We start from the raw sequence: 19,317 nt of genomic DNA, 5'->3' as shown, positions 1-19,317 counted from the left end.
GATGTATAAATCTATAATCAGTTGCGGTCTGGCGCTATTAGTGATGATCTCCTTCATCGGCTGTAGCGAAGACTTTCTGGACCAGACGCCTACGGAAGGCGTATCTGCCGGTTCGGCTACCGCAACCACGGACAACTTATTTTTGGTCATCAACGGTATTCACCGCCTGCTGTACACCCGCCAGGGTTCCAACGGTCGCGGGGGATATTCGGCCATGATGATCCAGACGGATGCTCAGGGAGAAGACCTGGTCATGAACGCCCGGGCAAACGGCTGGTGGATCAATGCTGCCGCCTGGAATGATCACACCAATCCCAATGACAGCGACAACCGTCACAACTGGCGCGTCATGTACAAAGTGATCAACAACGCCAATATCGTCATTGATGGTGCCGAAGCGGCCGAAGGACCGGAATCGCAGCGCAATGCCGCGCTGGGACAAGCTTTGACCTACCGCGCTTTTGCCCATTTTCATCTGGTGCAGCGCTACGCGATGCGCTATGTACCCGGCGGCAACAACTCCCAGCCCGGTGTACCCTTGATGGTAACGCCGACCACCGATCCGCAGGCGCGGGCGACGGTAGAGGAAGTTTACGCTCAGATCAACGCGGATCTGGACGAGGCGATCACCCTGCTGGAAGGCTACGCACGGCCGAACCCTTCCCACATTAACCAAAATGTAGCCCAGGGCCTCAAAGCCCGGGTCGCACTGGTAACGGGTAACTACAATGATGCCATTCAGTACGCCATCGCAGCCCGCGAAGGTTTTGATCTGATGGACAACGACGATTATCAGTTGGGTTTCAACGATTACGACAACAGCGAATGGATCTGGGGGAGTCACTACAACGAAGAGCAGGGCTCGGCCTTTACCAACTTTGGTGCCTGGATGTCCCGTAACTTCAGTTCTTCGAATATCCGCGGGAATCCCAAGTCGATCAACAGCACGCTGTACGATATGATCCCGGAGACGGACGTACGGTCCAAAGTGTTTGACCCTACCGGGGAGCACCTGAACCTGCCGGCCGGCATCGAGATCAGCTCGGCCCACCAGCGTTTCCCGTACACCAGTCAGAAGTTCCTGTCTTACGGCACGGGTGACAGCCGGGGCGATGTACCTTACATGCGTTCAGCGGAAATGTACCTGATCGAGGCGGAAGCCAAGGCTCGTCTGGGAATGGATGCGGAAGCGGCCGATGTGCTGTACACACTGGCGGTAAATCGTGATCCGGCTTATGTACTGTCCACTAATACCGGACAGGCATTGATCGACGAGATCCTGCTGCAAAGACGTTGGGAACTGTGGGGAGAAGGTTTCCGGTTCACCGATCTGAAGCGTCTGGATTTGGCGTTGGATCGCACCGGTGCCAATCACAACGCGCCGCTGCTCGGCAACCTGCTGGAAGTACCGGCCGGCGATCCGAGATGGCAATGGCAGATCCCGCAGGATGAAATGGATGCCAATCCGCTGATGGAGCAGAATCCGTAAGGGAGAGATCTTTTGCGATAAGCAATGACGAAGGGCCGCAAGGACCGAAGCTGTTTTATTGATCTACGAACAGCCGGTTTTTGTGGCCTTTCCCGTTTGTGGGCGAACCCTTCGTCAGTCTTTCGGACTAGTAGTTTCGGTGAATGGAATGCAACCCCGCGGTGAGCGACCGTATTATGCCTTTTTCTTTAGGATGATACACCCAATTGGTATCGAAATACTCGAGCACTTCGGGATTGGCCTCGTCACTCAGGGTCAGACTGTGGAACTGCGTGCCTTTGTTTTGCTGGAAATAGCGGATCTGGCGCAGCACGTCATCTTCCAGTTTGTACATGATAAAGTCAGAAACCATCAATACATCCGCATCTTCGTAATCATTTCCCTGCAATTGTCGGATGGCTTCGTACAGCGCCAGGGAGGCGTTGGTGCCGCCGTAAAATGAGATCCGCAGGAACTGTGCGATATCATCGACGGAATTGGCAATGTCGTAGAGGTCGAGCGTCTGGATGCCGCGGGAAAAGTTGATGAGGTAGGCCCGCCGGTTTTCGTGCATCGCCATCTTCAGGATGCCCATACAGAGCACCTTGGCGATCTTTTCGGGCCGGCCGTACATACTCTCGCTCGTATCCACGCAAATGATAAAGGGCCCTTTTTCTTTCTGCCGGACCCGCTGATTGATCTCCGTCAGGTGGTCTTCGCTCTTGATTAGGCGGCGATCCTCGTAGCGGAAGGTCATCAGGTTTTTGTCGGCGTATTTTTTCAGAAAAAGCAGTTCGGTCGTTTCATCTCCCAGCAAGCCGGCTTCCGAGCTCAGCATATTCGTCAGGTCGTCACTTTCGTGCACCCCAACGATCTCCGCCCGGCTTTGGTCATCCACCACCCATTCCTGCCGGATGATGGTCTTTTCGAAGGTTTCTTCCTCAATCTCGATCTCCGCTTCTCGCATTCGGCCCAGCAGGTCGGCCAGTTCTTTGATCGACTGCTCGTCTTCCAGCAGGTCGGCGTAGTGTTGCAAAAGATCAAAGGAGGTTTCCTGCCACAGTTCGCGCGACATATCCCAGCCAAGGTATTCCGAAAAGGGCGCTACGATCTGCTGGATCTTTTGGTATTGCTCTACTTTTTTGCTGACCAGCTCAGTGAAATACTCCTGCTCCTCTTCAAATTTCTGTAACTGATAATCCAGGATCCTGGCGTGCAGCAGGGCGTCCCACTGGGCGAGTAGATCCCGAAAGAGTAGTTCAATTTGTTGCCGATCGTCCGCAGGAATATCCTCGATCGTTTTACTACCGATCAGTTCGCGAAAACGATCCCGGAAAAAGTAGCTGTCCAGCGAAGACCGCGGATAGATCTGGAGGAGGTAATTGGGCAGATAAGACCAGCGTTTTACGAAGATATGCAGAGGCGTGACCGCCCAGCTTTCCAGCCGTTGCAATTCATCCTCGTACGGGTTTTTTGAGCGCACTTTGTCGTAGGACTTACGTAACCAGTGCAGGATGTCCAGAACGATCTGCCGCCGGATCTTTTCGTTGTAGCCGGCCAGACCCAGCAATCCCTGAATAGAAAAGATCCCATCCAGAGCCTTCTGAAAAAATCGGAAATATCGATCGTTGAGCTCCGGTAATACGTGCAGGCCGGGTTCCAGTTTATTTTGCAGGTAGTGGACCAGATACTTACGCATTTTGCGATCCAGCAGCGTGCTGAATTCGATAAAGCGCTGGTATTCCTGATCGAGCTGTTCCTGGATATCCGGTTTGGTCATGGATGTATTCTTGGATTAATTGGCTTATTGTGATATGTAATGGTCCAAAGGTTGATAACATTAACAAGATGAGGAAAACCTGGCTATGAACATAATCTTCGAATTGTATTACCAACCAACGTTTAGCGCCTTACAACCTTAACACATTCCCACCTCAACACTTCAACACATACAAACACTTTTAAACATTCGTATAAGTATACTGCAACTGCTCCAAACGCAGCCGGATGCTTTGCAAACTTTCCGCTACCTCCCGGAAATTACTGAGAACCACTTCACTGAAATCCTGGTTCACAAACAGGTTATCCTGCAGATCACTCATTTCGGCGGGTTTCCCTTCTTCCATTTTGGCCAGTTGGGCGTCGATGTAGGACATCAGTCGCTGGTGCCTTTCGTCCCAGTGTTTTTGTACGATCTCGTGGGGCGGCTTCATGATCACCTCCGTGCGTTCGGCCTTGCGGGTGCGCAGCGGGTAGGTGAAGCGCACCGAATTGTAATAGACCTCGATGGTGTGCTCTTCGGTACTCTTTTCCGCTTTGAGGCGATTGACAAGGTTTTTGTCCTTATCGTAGAAGTTGACGACTTCCGCTTCCCCGATCTTCAGATTGCGGTACTGTTTGATCGGTACGTAAATGCCTTCGAAGCGATTATCATCCTTATTCAGCTGAAAGTACTCGTCATCGATGGGCATCAGTTGTTCCTCGCTGACCGTATGGCGGATCTTGATCTCCCGATCCACATCGTTCTCAAAATCTTCCGCCTCCTGTTTGACCATCTGTAGGTTGACCGCCATCGTGTAGCTATGTTGGCGCACGGCCTCGGTGATGATCTCCTGCACCTTATCCTTCTGTTCCGGATGGCTCCACAGACAGTGGATCATCAGGAAGCAGTCCATCAGATTGACGGCTTTGCGACCGTTGAGAAAAGCCGACGTTCGCATTAGACGAACGATCTTCTTCCAACGCCGGTCGTGCACAATAACGGGATGGCTGCCCCCGGCGGTGCGGGTATTGTGTTCATCCAGTTTGAGTTTAGTCACCTGAATGGTGTTGAGCACCTCAGCCGGTAGTTCGACGGCATCGATCTCGCGACTCCAGTCGTCGAGTTGCTGCTGGGTTAGTTTCACGGTATCCGGCACATCATCTTCGTACACATCACTCACATCCGTGATCATATCCAGGAAGTTGCGGAACTTTCGGATGTTACCCACCTCCAGCCGGAGCAGAAATCGATCCCAAATGGGATCCAGGCTCGAATTTTTCGGCGGCAATTCATTAGATGCCGTAATGATCCCGCGAATATCCACTTTAATATCTTCACCACCGTTGCGGTAGATCTTCTCATTCAGAATGGTCAGCAGTGCATTCTGTATGGCCGGCCCGGCCTTCCAGATCTCATCCAGGAAAACGATATTGGCGCTGGGCAGATAGCGGTCCGTCAGGCGCTCGTATTTATCCTCCTCCTTCAGCTTTTTGATGGATACCGGCCCGAAGATCTCGTCCGGCGTACTGAATTTACTCATCAGGTATTCAAAAGAAGTCCCATCCCGGAAAGCATACTTCAGCCGCCGGGCGATCAGACTTTTGCCCACGCCCGGAGGGCCCAGCAGGAAAATGCTTTCGCCGGCTACCGCACTGAGCAGCGACAGCCGCATGGCTTCCTCCCGTTCGTAGAGCCCCTTGCAGAGACTTTCCAGCAGCGTTTTCGTATGGGAGCGGACCTTATGAATATCAGTTATGGTCGAGGACATATCATTATGGATTAAGCTTACAATAACAACTACGAGCCGGGAAGATTGTTTAGTGGTTCTGCCGCTTAAGTGGTTCTGCCACTAGTACAAAAAATCAGGGATTCTTCCAAATGCTTTTCCCAGTAGGGCCATTCGTGACCGCCCGGGTATTCTTCGTAGTGATGGGGAATGCCGGCTTGCGTTAGTTGCTGGTGCAGCAGGCGGTTGCCGGGGAGGAGGGGATCTTCCCGGCCGCAATCGAAACGCAGGGGTGGGAGTTGGGCGCGACTGGCCTGCAAAAGTTGAAAAGCGGTACGCTCCGTATCCGGGATTGGGATGCGATCGATATCTTCTTCCACGAAATCCTTCATTTCCGACCAGCGGGTAATGGCCGAATGGGCGGAGATGGCTTCAAAACGGTCGGGATAGCGCGCGCCCAGCCGCAGGGCACCCCAACCGCCCATGGACAGGCCGGCGATATACAGGGGCGAATCGGGCCCCACGTGTGGGCAGGCCGCTGCTACTGCCGCCGGTACGTCATCCATGATCCATTTTTCAAAATCCGCTTGTAAGTGCGGGAGGTATCCGCTACCGTCCCCCCAAAGGCCGTCGGAGGGCATGGCTAGGAGTAGGGGAGGGATCTTTCCGCTGTCGATCAGGGCCTGTGCAGTGAGGTGAGCTCCGCCCTTCAGCGACCAGGCCCAGTGGCTGCCGTAGACGCCGTGCAGCAGGATGAGGGTCGGCAGGGTCGTTGGTTTGGAGAGGCCGGAAGGTACAAACAGACTGATGTCTCCCCGACTTTTCAGATGCGGGCTTTTTACGGTAATATGGCGCAAGCCGTCCCGCTCAAAACGGGGATCGGATACTTCAATGGTTCGAAAACTGGACATGGCCGGATGGTTGCGTTGCAGGATGAATTAACGGGAATGCTGATCTCTTAGGGGCCATCCGTCAGTGGTCGGTGATCCCGGATCGGCCCTAAGAACTCAGCCCTAAATAACGGTATTTGAAAATCAAATTATCCCAAAGATATGCCTAGTCGCATTGCCACGGTACTTCAAATGATATTTTTTGCTCTTTGCCTGGCTTTTCCCGGCAACCCCGCCCGGGCCGCAGAAGGTGCGCTTCCGGATACGGAGATCGAGTTGCTGCGCGAGCGGTTGATCGAAGATGCGCTGGAGCAGCGCGGCTTTACGGTGAGTACCCAGCAGTACATTATCTCCGACTTTGGTAGTGGTGAGGCCTACCTCGCCCAAATGGATGAAAGCGGGCGCTGGCCGGACGTCGACTACGGGGACACGGATAACGAGTGGGACCCGCTTCGGGCACTGGACCGGATCCTGGTCATGACCTATGACTATTACCGGGAGGGTACTGCTGCTTATCAGGATCCGGCAATACTGGATGGCATAAAACAAGCCCTGAATTATTGGTACACCGTAAATCCCCGGTGCCGGAACTGGTACAAAAACGAGATCGCCAAGCAATTCTACTTCAACGTCATTGCCCTCTTATTGCAGGGGGATATTGCTCCAGAACTGCTGGGTAAAATCGTTAATGACCTGACCGAAGCGCCCCGCATGACGGGCTCGAATAAGACATTGCTTTCCATATCCGTTTTCTACCGGGGTGTGATCGAAGGGAATAAAGAGCGGATCCGAGCGGGCGTCCAGGGCGTCAAGGAGCCGGTAGCGATTACGACCGCGGAGGGCATCCAGCCGGACTACAGCTTCCACCAGCACGGCGCGTTTATCTACAACGGCAGCTACGGACACAACTTTTTGCGGGAAACCTCCTGGCTCGCCTCCATTGTACGGGGTACGGATTACGCTTTCTCCCAAGACCAGATCAAAATCCTGCGGGATTATTTTATGGAGGGTACCCGCTGGATGGTGCGGGGGCGATTGCTGGATTACAACGTTCGCGGCCGGCAGGTCGGACGTTCGGCCAATCTGGATCTGGGAGCCCTGAAGATCACCACTCAGCTCGACCGCATGATGCTGGCCGATCCGGAGCACCGCGATCAGTATTCGGAAGCGAAGGAAAAAATTATGGAAAATCAGCCCCAGGAATTAAGCGGTAACCGGCACTTCTGGCGGTCAGACTATACTGTTCACCACCGACCGGCCTACTTCACTTCGCTGAAAATGTGTTCGGAACGCACCGTGGGCATGGAAATGGACGTCAATTCTGAAAACCTGTATGGATATTACCTGCCGTACGGCCTCACTTATATCTACCGGCGGGGCGACGAGTACAAAGCAATTTTCCCGGTCTGGGACTGGGCAAGGCTGCCGGGGGTGACCAGTCCGCACCGGGAATTCAGCAGTAGCGGTAAAAGCACCCAGCAAACGCAATTTGTCGGTGGTGTGAGCGACGGTACCTACGGTCTCTCCAGCATGGATCTGGATGTAAAAAATACCCGGGCCAAAAAATCCTGGTTCTGGTTCGATCGGGAATGGGTTGCCCTGGGCGCCGGTATTCGGTCCGAGGAGGAGGTTCCTATTGTAACCGGAGTTAACCAGGCTCTAATGCGGGGCGATGTACTGGTAGACGGACGGGCTTTTGCCGGTGCAGAACAGGCAATGTCAAATACCCGCTGGGTCTGGCACGATGAGGTCGCCTACATTTTTCCCAAAGGGAAGGAAGTAATGGTACAAGCCCATGAGCAAAGCGCCCCGTTGCAGAAAATATTCGGTTTGGGCGCCGATACGATCTTCCGCGAGTCGGTATTCTCACTGTGGGTCGATCACGGGGTGCAACCGGAAAAGGATCGATATGCTTACATCGTCGTGCCCGGTATTTCGGCAAAACAGGTAGAGACGTACAGCCGTAAGCTGCCGCTCACCATACACTTTAATACGGATGAGTTACAGGCCGTTACCCACGATAAACTGGGCCTGACCGCCATCGCTTTCCACACAGAAGGGAAACTAAATTTGGGCCGAAAACTGGAAGTGCGGGTGGATCACCCCTGTTTGTTATTGATCAACCACCGGAAGCGAACCATTTCCATCAGTGACCCTACGGCGAAACTATCGGCCATCAACCTAATCATCAAAGGGAAAAAAGGGAAAGCGTTGTTTGCCGAACAGATTACGCTACCCACCGGCGAACTCGCGGGCAGTAGTGTACAACTCAGCTGGTAAAAGCCGGCGGCACTACGTATTTCTAAGATTGAAAAGGTAGTGCCGCCGGCTGGCCGTTAGGCCTTATTCCGCATCCGACAGAGGGATCATCTGTGCGCTCAGATCGGGATCTTCCATGTCCTTATCCAGCGGGAACATCGGGCGTTTGATGCGCTTGTACCCCAGTCGTTCCAGATCCTGATCGACACCACCCGGGGTGAGGGCCATGATCCAGTCCGCGCGCATATCGAACAGCTCGGGCACCAGGTAGCCGATCTTCACCACCACGATATCGGTTTCCCGTGGATTGAGTCCCAAACGGGTAAAATCAGCTTCCTTGTGGTAAGGTTTGCGTTTTTTGGTCACAATGACGTGCACGCTGCCCACTTTGACCACCACCTCCGTTTCGGCGTGCTGATCTCCGTGCTCGATCGCTTCTACCTTACCCGTTAAGCGAACCGGGGGAGCAAAGCGATCATCAATGGCGGCACCGGCCAGTCCGTCTACCTGACCGCCTACACCGGCAGCCACTGCCTTTTCGACCAGTTCCGGACCGGGGATAGAAGCATAGATCAACGATGGACCGTCGGCCGATTTAAATTCCGGCCGGGCCAGAATTTCCGTCAGGGTCCAGGTTACATCTCCCGCACCACCGGCCGTGGGGTTGTCGCCCATATCGCTGATCATGAACGGACGTTTGTCGCTGGCCAGGGCCATGGCCAGACTTTCCTCCAAAGTTGCGGTCGGTGCTACAAACTCGAATTCATTACGAACTTCCCAGAAACTCCTGGCCAGATCTTCCGCCGTGCTGCTCACTTTTTCCTGATCGTCGCCGGTGACCATTACCACGGCGTGGTTGCGCGGCTCATCCGCCCAGGCGTAGCCCACCCAGATGGCGGCGTCCACCACTCCTTCCTGATCGGCGGCCGGAGCGACTTTGGCGTAAAGGCTTTTACCGGGATCTACCCGTGTACTGGTCTTTTCTCCGGGCAGCAGGATCGGAACGGGAATCCAGGCTTTGTAAGGCGGTTTGTCTTTACCGCTTTCCAGTCGTTCTAGCAGATTGTCGACCGCCCGCTTTTTCGATTCAATGGCATCTTCGTGCGGCGCCATCCGGTAGCAGGTGATCAGGTCGGAATGCCGGGCCAGGCGCGGTGAAACGTTGCCGTGCAGGTCCATGGAGGTGGAAATAAGCGGTTCCGTACCGATCACTTCCCGCACCCGGACAATGAAATCTCCTTCCGGATCGTCCAGTCCGACTACGCTCATAGCGCCGTGGATGTCAAAAAAGAGGCCGTCGTACGGACCGTTTTCCCGCAGCATATCGAGGGTTTTCGTCACCAGAGATTCGTAGGCTTCGCGGGTAACAATACCACCCGGCAGCGCGTGCCCCCGGATGGTAGGCACCCACTCCGCCCGGTCCCGGTTCAGTGAATCGGGAGACAAAAAGGGATAAAAGGAAAATACATCCTCACCCACCCGGGCGTGAAACGCTTCCTCGGTGCTCTGGGCCGGAGAAAAGGTACTGGACTCAATGGCCAGACCGGCAATAGCGATACGCGGCAGCGCCTGATCTTCGGTTTCGGTTGGGTTGCAGGCAAAAACGGTGCTCAGGACCAAAAGGCTAAACAATATTCTTTTCATGTTTTTTCTCACTGTTTGTCGATTTACAAAAGATAATGATGGTTGACTTCGGCGGTTCACCGCTGGTTTTCCCTAAAAGCGGGAAGACTGGATCCAGTGATCCGCCCGGGCCCAGCTTTCTGCGTACTGCTGCCGGACTTCCGTAGTGTCTTTGCCTTGCTTACTGAGGGCCTGTATCAGACCGAAATGAGACCAGCCGTTGCGGGGATGATCTTCCAATTCTGCGCGGTAAACGGTCTCGGCTTCCGCGTATTGCTCCGCCTCGATCAGGGCGGCTCCCAGCCAGTGACGGGAGTCGAAAGGCATTGGTTCGGGTTCATCGTACTGCATCTGGTCTTCCAGTTCGACGGTGGCGCGTAGGGTAGTGATCGCGCCGTCCAGATCGCCGCTGTCCCTTTGGATCTCACTTTCCAGGATGCCGGCCAGCACTCCCAGGATGTGGGCGGCCGGGTGTCCGCGGTATTTGGCCTCGGAGGTGTCCGCAACGACCCGGACGCGCCGCAGGTAGAGTTCGGCAAAATCAGCCTCATGCTTGCGCAGGTGGGCGTAGCCCTGAGCAAAATCCCACATCCCGCCGGGAATATCCCCTCCAGGCCGATTATCGATCTCGAGGATCTCGTCAAAACGCCCGAAGCGGACCAGCGCCAGCACCTGGTGCATGGTGTTGCCGGTAAGGCGTGCAAAATCTTTTGCAGCCTGAATGGCAATGGCTCCCTGGCCATCAAAAGAGGCCGAATAATACAACATTTGCAGATTATGGGAAGGATAGATGGCCACGCCCTAATCGATCTTGGCTTTTTGATCCGTATGCCAGGCTTCCAGATTGGCGCGGACGGATTCGCCCCAGCGACCCACTTCGTTGTAGGTATGCGAGGGCATGTGATTAATATGACTGGCCCCGGGAATGGCACTGCTGATGAAAGCGGCACAACTTTCCCCCAGATCCGGCCGTTCGGTCGACTCGGTAGCGTGGATGTACAGGTGACAGGCCCCCGGGTGCTGCAGGTTTTCGTCCAGTACCTTTTCCAGAATGCGGTGGATCTTTTTGACATCGGGATCTTCGATGTCCCGGGTACCCCGGCGGGGTTCCAGCAGGAAAAGCGCTTCGGCGTAAACCGTCGCCACTTCGTGCTGATCCGGAAATTGTTCGTATACCCGGGCCATGGCTTCGGCGTAGGCGGTATCCTGGGCTCCGCGTTCATCGGGTACGAAATTTTCGATGTACCGCTGGCTCAGCGCCTGGATGAGGGCCTGCTCCGTAGCATTGGCGTGCTGTGGCGCCAGTTCGACCGCCTTGCGGATCGCGTGCAGGGCCATGGGCGCTTTGGCTTCATTCATGGGTTCGTTGAGGTAGGAACCCAGGGCCCAGGCTTCGCCCCAGTAACAGGGCGCACAAAGGGTATCGATGGTGCGGGCCTCGCGGAAAGAGCGGGCGGCTTCGTTTACGGCAAAGGCATATTTCCACTGCAGACCCTGTTTGAAATAGGCCTGCGCCAGGGTATCGCTGGTCGTAATCTGCCAGTTGTGCTCGCCCAGTGCACTCCGGAACAGTTTGATCGGGGATTCGTATCCATCCGGCATTCCTTCCGATCCGTGATCTCCGTGGCCGTGTTGGGCCTGGAGAAACGGGCTAAGGCAAAGTAAAAGTAGTAGGGTACAGATAGCATGTCGACGAAGCTGGACGCTCATAAGTGGTAATTTTCGGCCTAATATCGTGAATTTTAGCGGGCATACTCAATTCACAGGCAAATGGATGATTGTCAGGCGGGGCGTTACAATTTTCGTCCCATTTTTGTAAGTCAGATCAGCTATTTTCAATCCAGCAAAACTATCGTATGGTTTCCGTAAACATTTTTCGCACCCTGGCACTGGCATTCCTGGGTCTCTGTTTCTGCACTGCCTGTCAAACCGAAGAGAAAGAGGAACAGGCTAGCCGGCCTCCCAACATCCTGTTGATCATCTCCGACGATCAGGCCTGGAATGATTATGGTTTCACCGGCCACGAACAGATCGAAACGCCGCACCTGGATCGTCTCGCCGCCGAATCGCTCACTTTTACCCGTGGTTATGTGACGGCGCCTCTCTGTTGTCCGTCGCTGGCGTCCATTATCACCGGCCTCTATCCGCACCAGCACGGGGTGACGGGCAATGATCCCCTGTTTGAATTTGAGGGCAAACGCTATAGCCCGGAATGGCAGGCCGATCGCCGCGCCCGATTCGATCAGATCATCGAATCGTTTAAAAGCCATCCTTTACTTACCCAGCGCCTGGAAGAACTGAATTACCTCAGCCTGCAAACCGGCAAATGGTGGATGGGCTCTTACGAAGATGGGCATTTCTCCCGGGGCATGACGCACGGGGATCCGGCCAGAGGCGGCCGACACGGTGATGAAGGCCTTACGATTGGCCGGGAAGGCTTGGAGCCGATCTATAACTTCATCGAAGAAGCCGATTCGCTGGATCAGCCGTTTTTCGTATGGTACGCGCCCTTTTTGCCCCACGCTCCCCATACGCCCCCACAGGAGCTGGAGGAAAAATACCTGGCACTGGCGCCCACGCCGGCCATTGCTCGCTACTGGGCCATGTGCGAATGGTTCGATCAGACCTGTGGTGATCTGATCAATTATCTGGACGAGCAGAATATATCCGAAGAGACCCTGGTGGTCTACGTTTGTGACAACGGCTGGATCCAGGAACCGGATCAGCCCAATCGCTACGCCGCCCGTTCCAAAAGGTCGCCCTACGAAGGGGGGATCCGCACCCCGCTGATGTTCAAGTGGCCGGGTAAAATTGAGCCGCTTATGGATACGGTCACGCAGGCGAGCAGTATCGATATTGTACCGACCATCCTGGCGGCCTGTGAACTGGCACCGGACGAAAAATTGCCGGGCGTAAACGTACTGGACCGGGCCGCGCTTACCGCCCGCCGGGCATTGTTTGCCGAGGCCTACGAGCACGATATCCAGAATACGGACCGCCCCACGCAAAGCCTTCAGTACCGGATCGGTCTTGAATACCCCTGGAAACTTCTGCTACCGGACACGACCAATATGCCGGATAGCCCGGTGGAATTATTCGATCTGTCCCAAGATCCGTTCGAACGGGAGAATCTGGCGGAAGAGCGGTCGGAAGAGGTTACTCGCATCAAAAAGCTGGTGGATGACTGGTGGGTTCCGCCGCACCAGGGTGGAAATTGATCGTCAGGAGTATTGTACCGTGATTGGACGGCAGGTTAGGTCGGCCGCAGTTAAAACACGAGTACCCCTTTAGCATTTTTTCCATCCAGCATATCCTGGAAAGCCTGTTCCAGTTGATCCAGTGGATAGGTTTGGGTGACGAGTTCGTCCAGGAGCAGGTCTCCTTTCTGGTAAAGCCGGAAAAGGCGGGGGAAATCAATGGTGGGATTACATTTTCCGTAAAGTGGGTTGAGGTAGACCTTGTCCCATTCGAAGAGGTTCATATCAATCGTGAGGTCTTCCTCGATGCCGCTGACCTGAATCGCCGTTCCGGCATTGCGGACCATCAGCAGGGGCGTAGCGCCCAAAGCGGGGACGCCGGTACATTCAAAGGCATAATCGGCACCTCTGTCCTCCGTCAGGGCCTTCACCTGGGTATGCGCCCCGGAAAGGTCGCGGTCCGTTTTTTCGGCCTGGATGAGGTGGGTGGCCCCAAACTGCCGGGCCATCTCCAGCCGTCCGGGTTTCAGATCGATGGCGATGATCTTTTCCGCTCCGGCGATGCGAGAACCCTGGATCACGTTGAGCCCGACCCCGCCGCAGCCGATCACCACCACCGCAGATCCCGCCCGGACCCCGGCCGCATTGACCACCGAACCGTAGCCGGTCATGACGCCACAACCCACAATAGCGGCTGCCGCAAAATCGATAGGCACCTCGATGGGGATTACCGCCTCCTTTTTGACAATGGTATGTCCGGACATGGTACCCAGGGCAAAAGAACGATCGATGGGCTTACCCTGCCAGCGGGTACTGCCGGAATGGGGATTGTGGTCATCTTCGCAAATCGAATAGTTGCCGTGTCGGCATTGGAAGCAGTCGCCACAGGGTATTGCCCAGTTCAGTAATACGGGATCGCCGGCCTTGACGTGGGTAACCGCCTCACCGACGGCTTCCACTACGCCCGCGCCTTCGTGGCCCAGCACCATGGTCCTTCCCCAGCGGATGGAATCCCAGTCGGTATGGCAAATCCCGGCGGCCTTAACGGCTACGAGAACTTCGTGGGGCTGGGGCCGGCCAACCTCAATGGTCGTGATGGAAAAAGCACCGTCTCCGGTGGTTACCGCGGCTTGGGTCTGCATAGGTGATGGTTGTGAACGGAGTTTGGTAAAAAAGCTTTAAGATTTGGAATATAGTACGGGATTGATCGGCGTATCGATCACTTCACCGATCGTGGCGCCCGGGCACCAGGTATCCCAATCCAGTTGTTGGTTGTTATTTTCGGGGGCTTTCAGGCGCATGTCCCGGTCCATATAGATCACGGTCATCACCTGTCGCATCCGGTCGGTGGTGTTGGCGCCGGCCCGGTGGAAAACCCAGCCGGAATGAAAGCTGACCTCGCCGATATCGAAAGGTTCAACGACCTGTTGAAAATCGTTAAGGCGCAGTTTTTTGGAAATGACGCGCTCGCTGTCATCGCTGATCTTGAGATCGCGACCACCCTGCAGGAGGTAACTTTTTGCACTGAATTCGAGTGGCCCCATTTCCAGCGGAGTTTCCTGCATCGGGATCCAGGCGGTAACCGTGTTGTCATTGGAGAGTGGCCAGTAATATTGATCCGCGTGCCACGGCGTGAAACCGCCGCCGGGTTCTTTGAACAGTGCCTGATCGTGGTACAAACGCACGCCTTCAACGCCCATCAATTGGGTAGCGATCCCGGCCAGCCGTTTGCTGAACACCAGTTGTTTTACCGTTTCGTCTTTCGTCCAGAGGTTCATAATCTGGAGGAAGGCCTTGTTGTAGGTATCACGTTCCTCCAGCGGGACGTGCATGGTATTCAGCTCCTGCACTTTTTCGGAGATCACCGTGCCGAAATATTCCAGGATCTCGGCGGGCAGTACCTGTTTAAGTTTTATAAACTGATTTTCGCGGTAAAAGTCGATCTGATCCTCATTAAGTTGGTAGGTTTGATCGAGTACTTCCAGATTGATCGCTGTGGTTGCCATATTTGGGTGCATTTTGGCCTTCTCTAAAATGGAGCGGGCCGTTTTGTTGAAAGATAGAACAAATTTACCAGTCAGTGCCAGGAGTACCTAAACGTATTTTCGCTGAAATTGCCCGTATTTTGTCTCTAATTGCGACACTTGGTGGAATTTTGAGGCATATCGTGTAATTTTAGGACAGCGAATTCACTTCCTATGAAAGCGGCTTTTGAATCCATACCTAAAGCGTCCGATGCTTCCTTTCTGGCCTACCGGCGGGAAGAACCCGAATTTGCCTTCAACTGGCATTACCATCCGGAAGTGGAATTGACTTACATCCGGCAGGGGAGTGGTACCCGTCTGGTGGGCGATCGCTTATCCGAATTCGGGGCCGGAGACCTGGTCCTGCTGGGCCCTAATCTGCCGCACACCTGGGCCACGCGGAATCCGGTTGATGGTACGGAGCGACTTGCCAGTGCTATTGTCATCCAGTTTAATGCCGGTTTACTCGGTAACGGATCCGACCAATTGCCGGAATATCAGAACCTGCACCGCCTGTTGAAAAAGGCCGGACGCGGTATCTATTTTCCTTACGAACCGGCCAGTGAGATCGGGGCTGCGATGGATGACCTCTTACGCTTTTCCGGCATGCAACGGCTGGCTCGCCTGTTGCTCATTCTGGACCGGCTGGCCACAATCCCGGAATTTACCTTACTGGCCTCACCTCTGTATGCACCTTCCTACAGCCGCGAAAACGAAGCCCGCCTGGACCGGATCTTTCAGTTGCTACACCGCGAATTTACCCGGCCGATCAGTCTGCAGGAGGTGGCCAAACTGGCCCACATGACCGAGAGTTCCTGCTCCCGCTTTTTCAAAAAAATGGTCGGGCGTTCCCTGTCAGATTATCTGACGGACCTGCGGATCGCCCGGGCTTGCCAGTTGCTGACCGAGACCCGAAAGAACATCAGCGAGATCGCCTTTGCGGCGGGTTTCAACAGCACCACGCATTTCAACCGTATGTTCCTGCGCAAAAAAGGCATGGCTCCCCGCGAGTACCGGAAGCCCTAGCCGGCGCTGAGAACGTAGGTTAAATTTCCATTTCCAACCGGCGGAATTGCTGCGGCGTGAGCCGAACCACCTTTTTAAAGGCCGTATAAAAAGAGGACGTACTGGAAAAGCCCACTTCATCGGCCAGGGCTTCGATCGTATAGTTCAACTCCGTATCCTGCAACAGTTCTTTTACTTCTCCGATCCGGTATTGATTGACAAATTCATTGAATTTCAGACCGTGGTGCTGGTTGATGGTCTGGGAAATAAGATAGGCAGGTTTATCCAGCGCTTCGGCTACCTGGGCCAGGGTGAGCCCCTTGCGGCGATAGATCTTTTCTTCCCGGAAAAGACGGTCCAGGGCCATTGTGATCTCTTCGGCTGCCGGCTCCCGAATGGATTTTCGGGGGGAGGCCGGCCATTTCAGCAGCGATTGATCGGTAAGGATCAGAAAATTGATTACATAGAGGACGATGCAGGCGATCAGCCCGCCCAGCGCGTATTGCTGGATTGACCCACCCCGAACCTGCCACAGAAACGTACTCCACACCACGATGACCGCCCCGAAAAACACCTGGAAACGTTGCGGATGCCCGGCCCACTGCCCGCTACGGGAAAGCAACCAGCTGGCCAGTAGATAAACGCCCAGCAGATAGGTGCCCCAGTGGTAAGCCGGTACGAGCATGTGCATGTTGAATGACCAACCTAAAATAAGCAGGATCAGACTGGGCAAGAAGTGCAGATAATCCCATTTGCTAACGCCCTGCTCTTTTCCGGATTTAACGTACAGCCACAAGGCCGGCCCGATTGCCCACAGACCCGCAGCGCCCAGAGCTACACCATAAATAGCCAGCGGACGGGCCAGGTAGTAAAACAGGGATTTTCCGATCCGAAAGGCAAGACCGGTCAGCAGCAGGCCTAGAAAAAAATTGGGAACGCCGGGATTGCGGTCCCGGTGCAAGAGATAGATTCCAAGAAAAAGAGATTGGGCAACGGCGATCCCACAGCCTAAGGCAATGGCCATTTTCCAGACTTCCATACGCTCAAATTTATTCGGATTCCTCGAATCCGGATGTTCGAAAGGTATTTTTTGCGTGGCTCGTCTTGAAAATCACCGTTTTTTGAAGCAGAACAAAAATAACAACAAATGCTCAGATATTTATTACTCGCGGGGCTCTTCCTGCATACCATTACGCTTCCGGCGCAGTTTCACACCCTGACGCTGCCGCAGCCCAGTCCGAAAGTAGTGGAAACCCAAACCCTGGGAATTACAGAGATCACTATGGAGTATTCCGCACCGGCCGTCCGGGGCCGGGATCTGCTTACGCAGGTGATCCCCTTCGAGGGAGAGCCGGTAGCCTGGCGCGCCGGGGCCAATCTCAATACCCGCATTCAGTTCTCTACCGATGTGGAGGTGGAGGGGAATGCGATCCCGGCCGGGAGTTACGGCCTGCATTTCATTCCCCACCGGGACGGGAAATGGACGCTCATCCTGGCCCAACAGGATAACCTCTGGGGAAGTTATTACCTCCAGGATGAGGATGTTTTTCAACGGATTGACCTGACGGTCGGGAAAGGGGCGTTTCGCGAATATCTGAGTTATGAATTCGGGGAACGGACGGATTCCACCATCGTGGTTGCGCTGGAATGGGGCGAGCTCAAGGTGCCCTTCACCGTGACGGTGGATCTGAACAGTACCGTTCTGGCCCAACTGCATTACGAACTCCGCGGCGAGAACACCAACCGCTGGGAAGCCTGGAACGACGCGGCGCGCTGGTGTCTGGATCATCAATACAACCTGGAAGAAGCGCTCAGCTGGGCGGATCGTTCGATCAACGGTGGTTTCGGCGGTTTTGCGGCCAATAAGAACCTAAGCAATCTCGGCACTAAAGTAGAACTCCTGGCCGCCCTGGGCCGTACGGACGAGATCGAACCTCTGCTGGAGGAAGCGAAGACCCTGGCGACTACCGATGCGGGTCAGATCTTCAACTTTGGACGGACCTTGCTGAAAGCGGGAGCCTATACTGCCTGCAAGAACTTCCTTCGCCACGGCCAGAAAAAACACCCGGATGCCTGGTTTCTGGCCCTCAATATCCCGGTAGCGGATTATTTCCTGGGGGATCTCGACTCAGCAATCACCGGCCTGAATGCCATTCGGGAACGAGCGAATACTCCGTCCTACATGAAAGATCGCATTGGGCAGATCATGGAGGCAATAAAAGCGGGAACCTATCAGATACCGTAAGTGGGATTAGTTAAGTAATCTAAGTTGCGAAGCAACTTAGGTAGAGGGTATAGAGTAGAGGGATTAACTATCGTTAGAATGGAACAAAATCGCTCATTTTAACGGTTGCAGTCTTTCTACGCTCTCCCATCTGCTCTCTACAATTCAAGTTCGCAACTTGAGTTAAGTAAAAAAGGGGCAGGCTGCGAAATCTGATACAGCTTTATTATTTTGGGAATTAAATCCAGATTATGTACCGGAAGCCCTGCACCTTACTTTTGCTGTTTGCCTTTTTGGCCTGCCAGACGGGGCCTGCCACCCAAACCGATACTGCTGAAAACATGTCGCTGCGTATTGCCATTGCCCAGATCTTTTGCCTCGACGGAGACCGTTCCGGGAATTTTCGTCGTATTGAAAACGCCCTGATCCGGGCCAAAACGGAGGGCGCGGATATCGTTTGCTTTCCGGAAATGGCCATCCTCGGCTGGGTAAACCCCGATGCCCACGAAAGGGCCTTTCCCATCCCCGGATCGGATACGGAAAGATTAGGAGAATTAGCCCGGCAATACGGCGTATTCATCGCAATCGGCCTGGGTGAAAAAGATGGTGATCAGCTATATGATTCGGCCGTTCTGATCGATGATCAGGGGGAAATACTACTCAAGCACCGCAAGAACAATATCCTGTCGGAATTGATGGACCCGCCCTACACGCCGGGTTCGGGAGTGCAGGTAGTAGATACGAAATTCGGGCGGATCGGGATGATGATCTGTGCGGATACCTTCCTGGAAGAGCTGGTCGCTGAAATGGCAGAACTGGCACCCGACCTGCTGCTCATTCCCTACGGCTGGGCCGAGCACGAAGATCGCTGGCCGAAACACGCGAATGAACTGGAAGCAGTGGTGGTCAATACCGGGAAAAAAGTAAAAACGACCGTAGTGGGAACGGATCTGGTAGGAGAGATATCCAAAGGACCCTGGGCCGGTTATGTTTACGGCGGTCAAAGTCTGGCGGTGGATGCCACCGGGAAGGTGTTGGTCAAACTGGCGGACCGGGATAGTGATCTGCAGATCCTAAAGATCTCCAGATAAAGACGTATTCCGTCTTTACCTGGAGATCTAAATATAGGACCTATAGCT

General features: G+C 54.4%; 15 protein-coding genes. 6 read left to right on the top strand and 9 right to left on the bottom strand.

Annotation, left to right across the window (positions count from 1 at the left end):
* The first annotated feature begins 1 nt into the window (after position 1).
* Entirely contained in the window at positions 2–1,489 is a 1,488-nt protein-coding gene (locus CRP01_RS13895; protein ID WP_099150656.1) for a RagB/SusD family nutrient uptake outer membrane protein, read from the top strand.
* A gap of 127 nt (positions 1,490–1,616) precedes the next feature.
* Here the strand turns inward: CRP01_RS13895 and CRP01_RS13890 are convergent, their stop codons facing one another.
* The 3 genes from CRP01_RS13890 to CRP01_RS13880 all read right to left on the bottom strand — a co-directional run bounded on the left by CRP01_RS13890 (position 1,617) and on the right by CRP01_RS13880 (position 5,867).
* Positions 1,617–3,248: a vWA domain-containing protein gene (locus tag CRP01_RS13890; RefSeq protein ID WP_099150655.1), complete on the bottom strand. Its 1,632-nt coding sequence runs from the start codon at positions 3,246–3,248 to the stop codon at positions 1,617–1,619.
* Positions 3,249–3,429: 181 nt separating this feature from the next.
* Positions 3,430–4,998, bottom strand: coding sequence for an AAA family ATPase (locus tag CRP01_RS13885; protein WP_099150654.1), 1,569 nt, complete (start codon positions 4,996–4,998; stop codon positions 3,430–3,432).
* Between the two features lie 65 nt (positions 4,999–5,063).
* Positions 5,064–5,867, bottom strand: coding sequence for an alpha/beta hydrolase (locus CRP01_RS13880; RefSeq protein ID WP_099150653.1), 804 nt, complete (start codon positions 5,865–5,867; stop codon positions 5,064–5,066).
* A 141-nt stretch (positions 5,868–6,008) separates the two neighbouring features.
* On the opposite strand from CRP01_RS13880, the gene CRP01_RS13875 reads away from it, so the two are divergent.
* Positions 6,009–8,126 (top strand): polysaccharide lyase 8 family protein, encoded by a 2,118-nt coding sequence (locus CRP01_RS13875; RefSeq protein WP_099150652.1) that lies wholly within the window; start codon positions 6,009–6,011, stop codon positions 8,124–8,126.
* 63 nt (positions 8,127–8,189) lie between these two features.
* Here CRP01_RS13875 and CRP01_RS13870 read toward each other — a convergent pair whose 3' ends face one another.
* The 3 genes from CRP01_RS13870 to CRP01_RS13860 form a co-directional block, all read right to left on the bottom strand.
* Complete coding sequence (locus CRP01_RS13870; RefSeq protein WP_099150651.1) at positions 8,190–9,749, bottom strand: M81 family metallopeptidase; 1,560 nt, start codon at positions 9,747–9,749, stop codon at positions 8,190–8,192.
* A 72-nt stretch (positions 9,750–9,821) separates the two neighbouring features.
* Entirely contained in the window at positions 9,822–10,496 is a 675-nt protein-coding gene (locus tag CRP01_RS13865; RefSeq protein WP_170110365.1) for a tetratricopeptide repeat protein, read from the bottom strand.
* Between the two features lie 33 nt (positions 10,497–10,529).
* Positions 10,530–11,438, bottom strand: a complete 909-nt coding sequence (locus tag CRP01_RS13860) for a hypothetical protein (RefSeq protein ID WP_143473383.1) — start codon at positions 11,436–11,438, stop codon at positions 10,530–10,532.
* A gap of 146 nt (positions 11,439–11,584) precedes the next feature.
* Between CRP01_RS13860 and CRP01_RS13855 the strand changes: the two genes are divergently transcribed.
* Positions 11,585–12,946 (top strand): sulfatase-like hydrolase/transferase, encoded by a 1,362-nt coding sequence (locus tag CRP01_RS13855; RefSeq protein ID WP_099150648.1) that lies wholly within the window; start codon positions 11,585–11,587, stop codon positions 12,944–12,946.
* A gap of 50 nt (positions 12,947–12,996) precedes the next feature.
* On the opposite strand, the gene CRP01_RS13850 is transcribed toward CRP01_RS13855, so the two are convergent.
* Positions 12,997–14,067: an alcohol dehydrogenase catalytic domain-containing protein gene (locus CRP01_RS13850; protein WP_099150647.1), complete on the bottom strand. Its 1,071-nt coding sequence runs from the start codon at positions 14,065–14,067 to the stop codon at positions 12,997–12,999.
* Between the two features lie 36 nt (positions 14,068–14,103).
* Positions 14,104–14,931 carry a phytanoyl-CoA dioxygenase family protein gene (locus CRP01_RS13845; protein ID WP_099150646.1) on the bottom strand — a complete coding sequence of 276 codons (828 nt, stop codon included), beginning with the start codon at positions 14,929–14,931 and terminating at the stop codon, positions 14,104–14,106.
* 192 nt (positions 14,932–15,123) lie between these two features.
* Here CRP01_RS13845 and CRP01_RS13840 point away from each other — a divergent pair, with 192 nt between their 5' ends.
* Positions 15,124–15,975 (top strand): AraC family transcriptional regulator, encoded by an 852-nt coding sequence (locus tag CRP01_RS13840; RefSeq protein WP_099150645.1) that lies wholly within the window; start codon positions 15,124–15,126, stop codon positions 15,973–15,975.
* A gap of 19 nt (positions 15,976–15,994) precedes the next feature.
* Here the strand turns inward: CRP01_RS13840 and CRP01_RS13835 are convergent, their stop codons facing one another.
* A complete protein-coding gene (locus CRP01_RS13835; protein ID WP_099150644.1) occupies positions 15,995–16,993 on the bottom strand; it encodes a helix-turn-helix domain-containing protein in 999 nt (332 codons plus the stop codon).
* Positions 16,994–17,101: 108 nt separating this feature from the next.
* Between CRP01_RS13835 and CRP01_RS13830 the strand changes: the two genes are divergently transcribed.
* Both CRP01_RS13830 and CRP01_RS13825 read left to right on the top strand, forming a co-directional pair.
* Positions 17,102–18,199 carry a DUF2911 domain-containing protein gene (locus tag CRP01_RS13830; protein WP_099150643.1) on the top strand — a complete coding sequence of 366 codons (1,098 nt, stop codon included), beginning with the start codon at positions 17,102–17,104 and terminating at the stop codon, positions 18,197–18,199.
* A 230-nt stretch (positions 18,200–18,429) separates the two neighbouring features.
* Entirely contained in the window at positions 18,430–19,269 is an 840-nt protein-coding gene (locus CRP01_RS13825; RefSeq protein ID WP_099150642.1) for a carbon-nitrogen hydrolase family protein, read from the top strand.
* Positions 19,270–19,317: the final 48 nt, after the last annotated feature.

The organism is Flavilitoribacter nigricans DSM 23189 = NBRC 102662 (assembly GCF_002646595.1).
GTDB classification, from domain to species: domain Bacteria; phylum Bacteroidota; class Bacteroidia; order Chitinophagales; family Saprospiraceae; genus Flavilitoribacter; species Flavilitoribacter nigricans.
The sequence above is the reverse complement of the archived record's forward strand: the minus strand, read 5'-3'. Positions and strand labels throughout refer to the sequence as shown.

Excerpts from the sequence above, each read along its gene's own strand:
- CRP01_RS13880 (WP_099150653.1), bottom strand. The coding sequence starts at position 5,867 with ATGTCCAGTTTTCGAACCATTGAAGTATCCGATCCCCGTTTTGAGCGG.
- CRP01_RS13835 (WP_099150644.1), bottom strand. The coding sequence starts at position 16,993 with ATGGAAGTCTGGAAAATGGCCATTGCCTTAGGCTGTGGGATCGCCGTT.
- CRP01_RS13885 (WP_099150654.1), bottom strand. The coding sequence starts at position 4,998 with ATGTCCTCGACCATAACTGATATTCATAAGGTCCGCTCCCATACGAAA.
- CRP01_RS13875 (WP_099150652.1), top strand. The coding sequence starts at position 6,009 with ATGCCTAGTCGCATTGCCACGGTACTTCAAATGATATTTTTTGCTCTT.
- CRP01_RS13840 (WP_099150645.1), top strand. The coding sequence starts at position 15,124 with ATGAAAGCGGCTTTTGAATCCATACCTAAAGCGTCCGATGCTTCCTTT.
- CRP01_RS13855 (WP_099150648.1), top strand. The coding sequence starts at position 11,585 with ATGGTTTCCGTAAACATTTTTCGCACCCTGGCACTGGCATTCCTGGGT.
- CRP01_RS13845 (WP_099150646.1), bottom strand. The coding sequence starts at position 14,931 with ATGGCAACCACAGCGATCAATCTGGAAGTACTCGATCAAACCTACCAA.
- CRP01_RS13850 (WP_099150647.1), bottom strand. The coding sequence starts at position 14,067 with ATGCAGACCCAAGCCGCGGTAACCACCGGAGACGGTGCTTTTTCCATC.
- CRP01_RS13825 (WP_099150642.1), top strand. The coding sequence starts at position 18,430 with ATGTACCGGAAGCCCTGCACCTTACTTTTGCTGTTTGCCTTTTTGGCC.
- CRP01_RS13860 (WP_143473383.1), bottom strand. The coding sequence starts at position 11,438 with ATGAGCGTCCAGCTTCGTCGACATGCTATCTGTACCCTACTACTTTTA.
- CRP01_RS13830 (WP_099150643.1), top strand. The coding sequence starts at position 17,102 with ATGCTCAGATATTTATTACTCGCGGGGCTCTTCCTGCATACCATTACG.
- CRP01_RS13870 (WP_099150651.1), bottom strand. The coding sequence starts at position 9,749 with ATGAAAAGAATATTGTTTAGCCTTTTGGTCCTGAGCACCGTTTTTGCC.
- CRP01_RS13895 (WP_099150656.1), top strand. The coding sequence starts at position 2 with ATGTATAAATCTATAATCAGTTGCGGTCTGGCGCTATTAGTGATGATC.
- CRP01_RS13890 (WP_099150655.1), bottom strand. The coding sequence starts at position 3,248 with ATGACCAAACCGGATATCCAGGAACAGCTCGATCAGGAATACCAGCGC.
- CRP01_RS13865 (WP_170110365.1), bottom strand. The coding sequence starts at position 10,496 with ATGTTGTATTATTCGGCCTCTTTTGATGGCCAGGGAGCCATTGCCATT.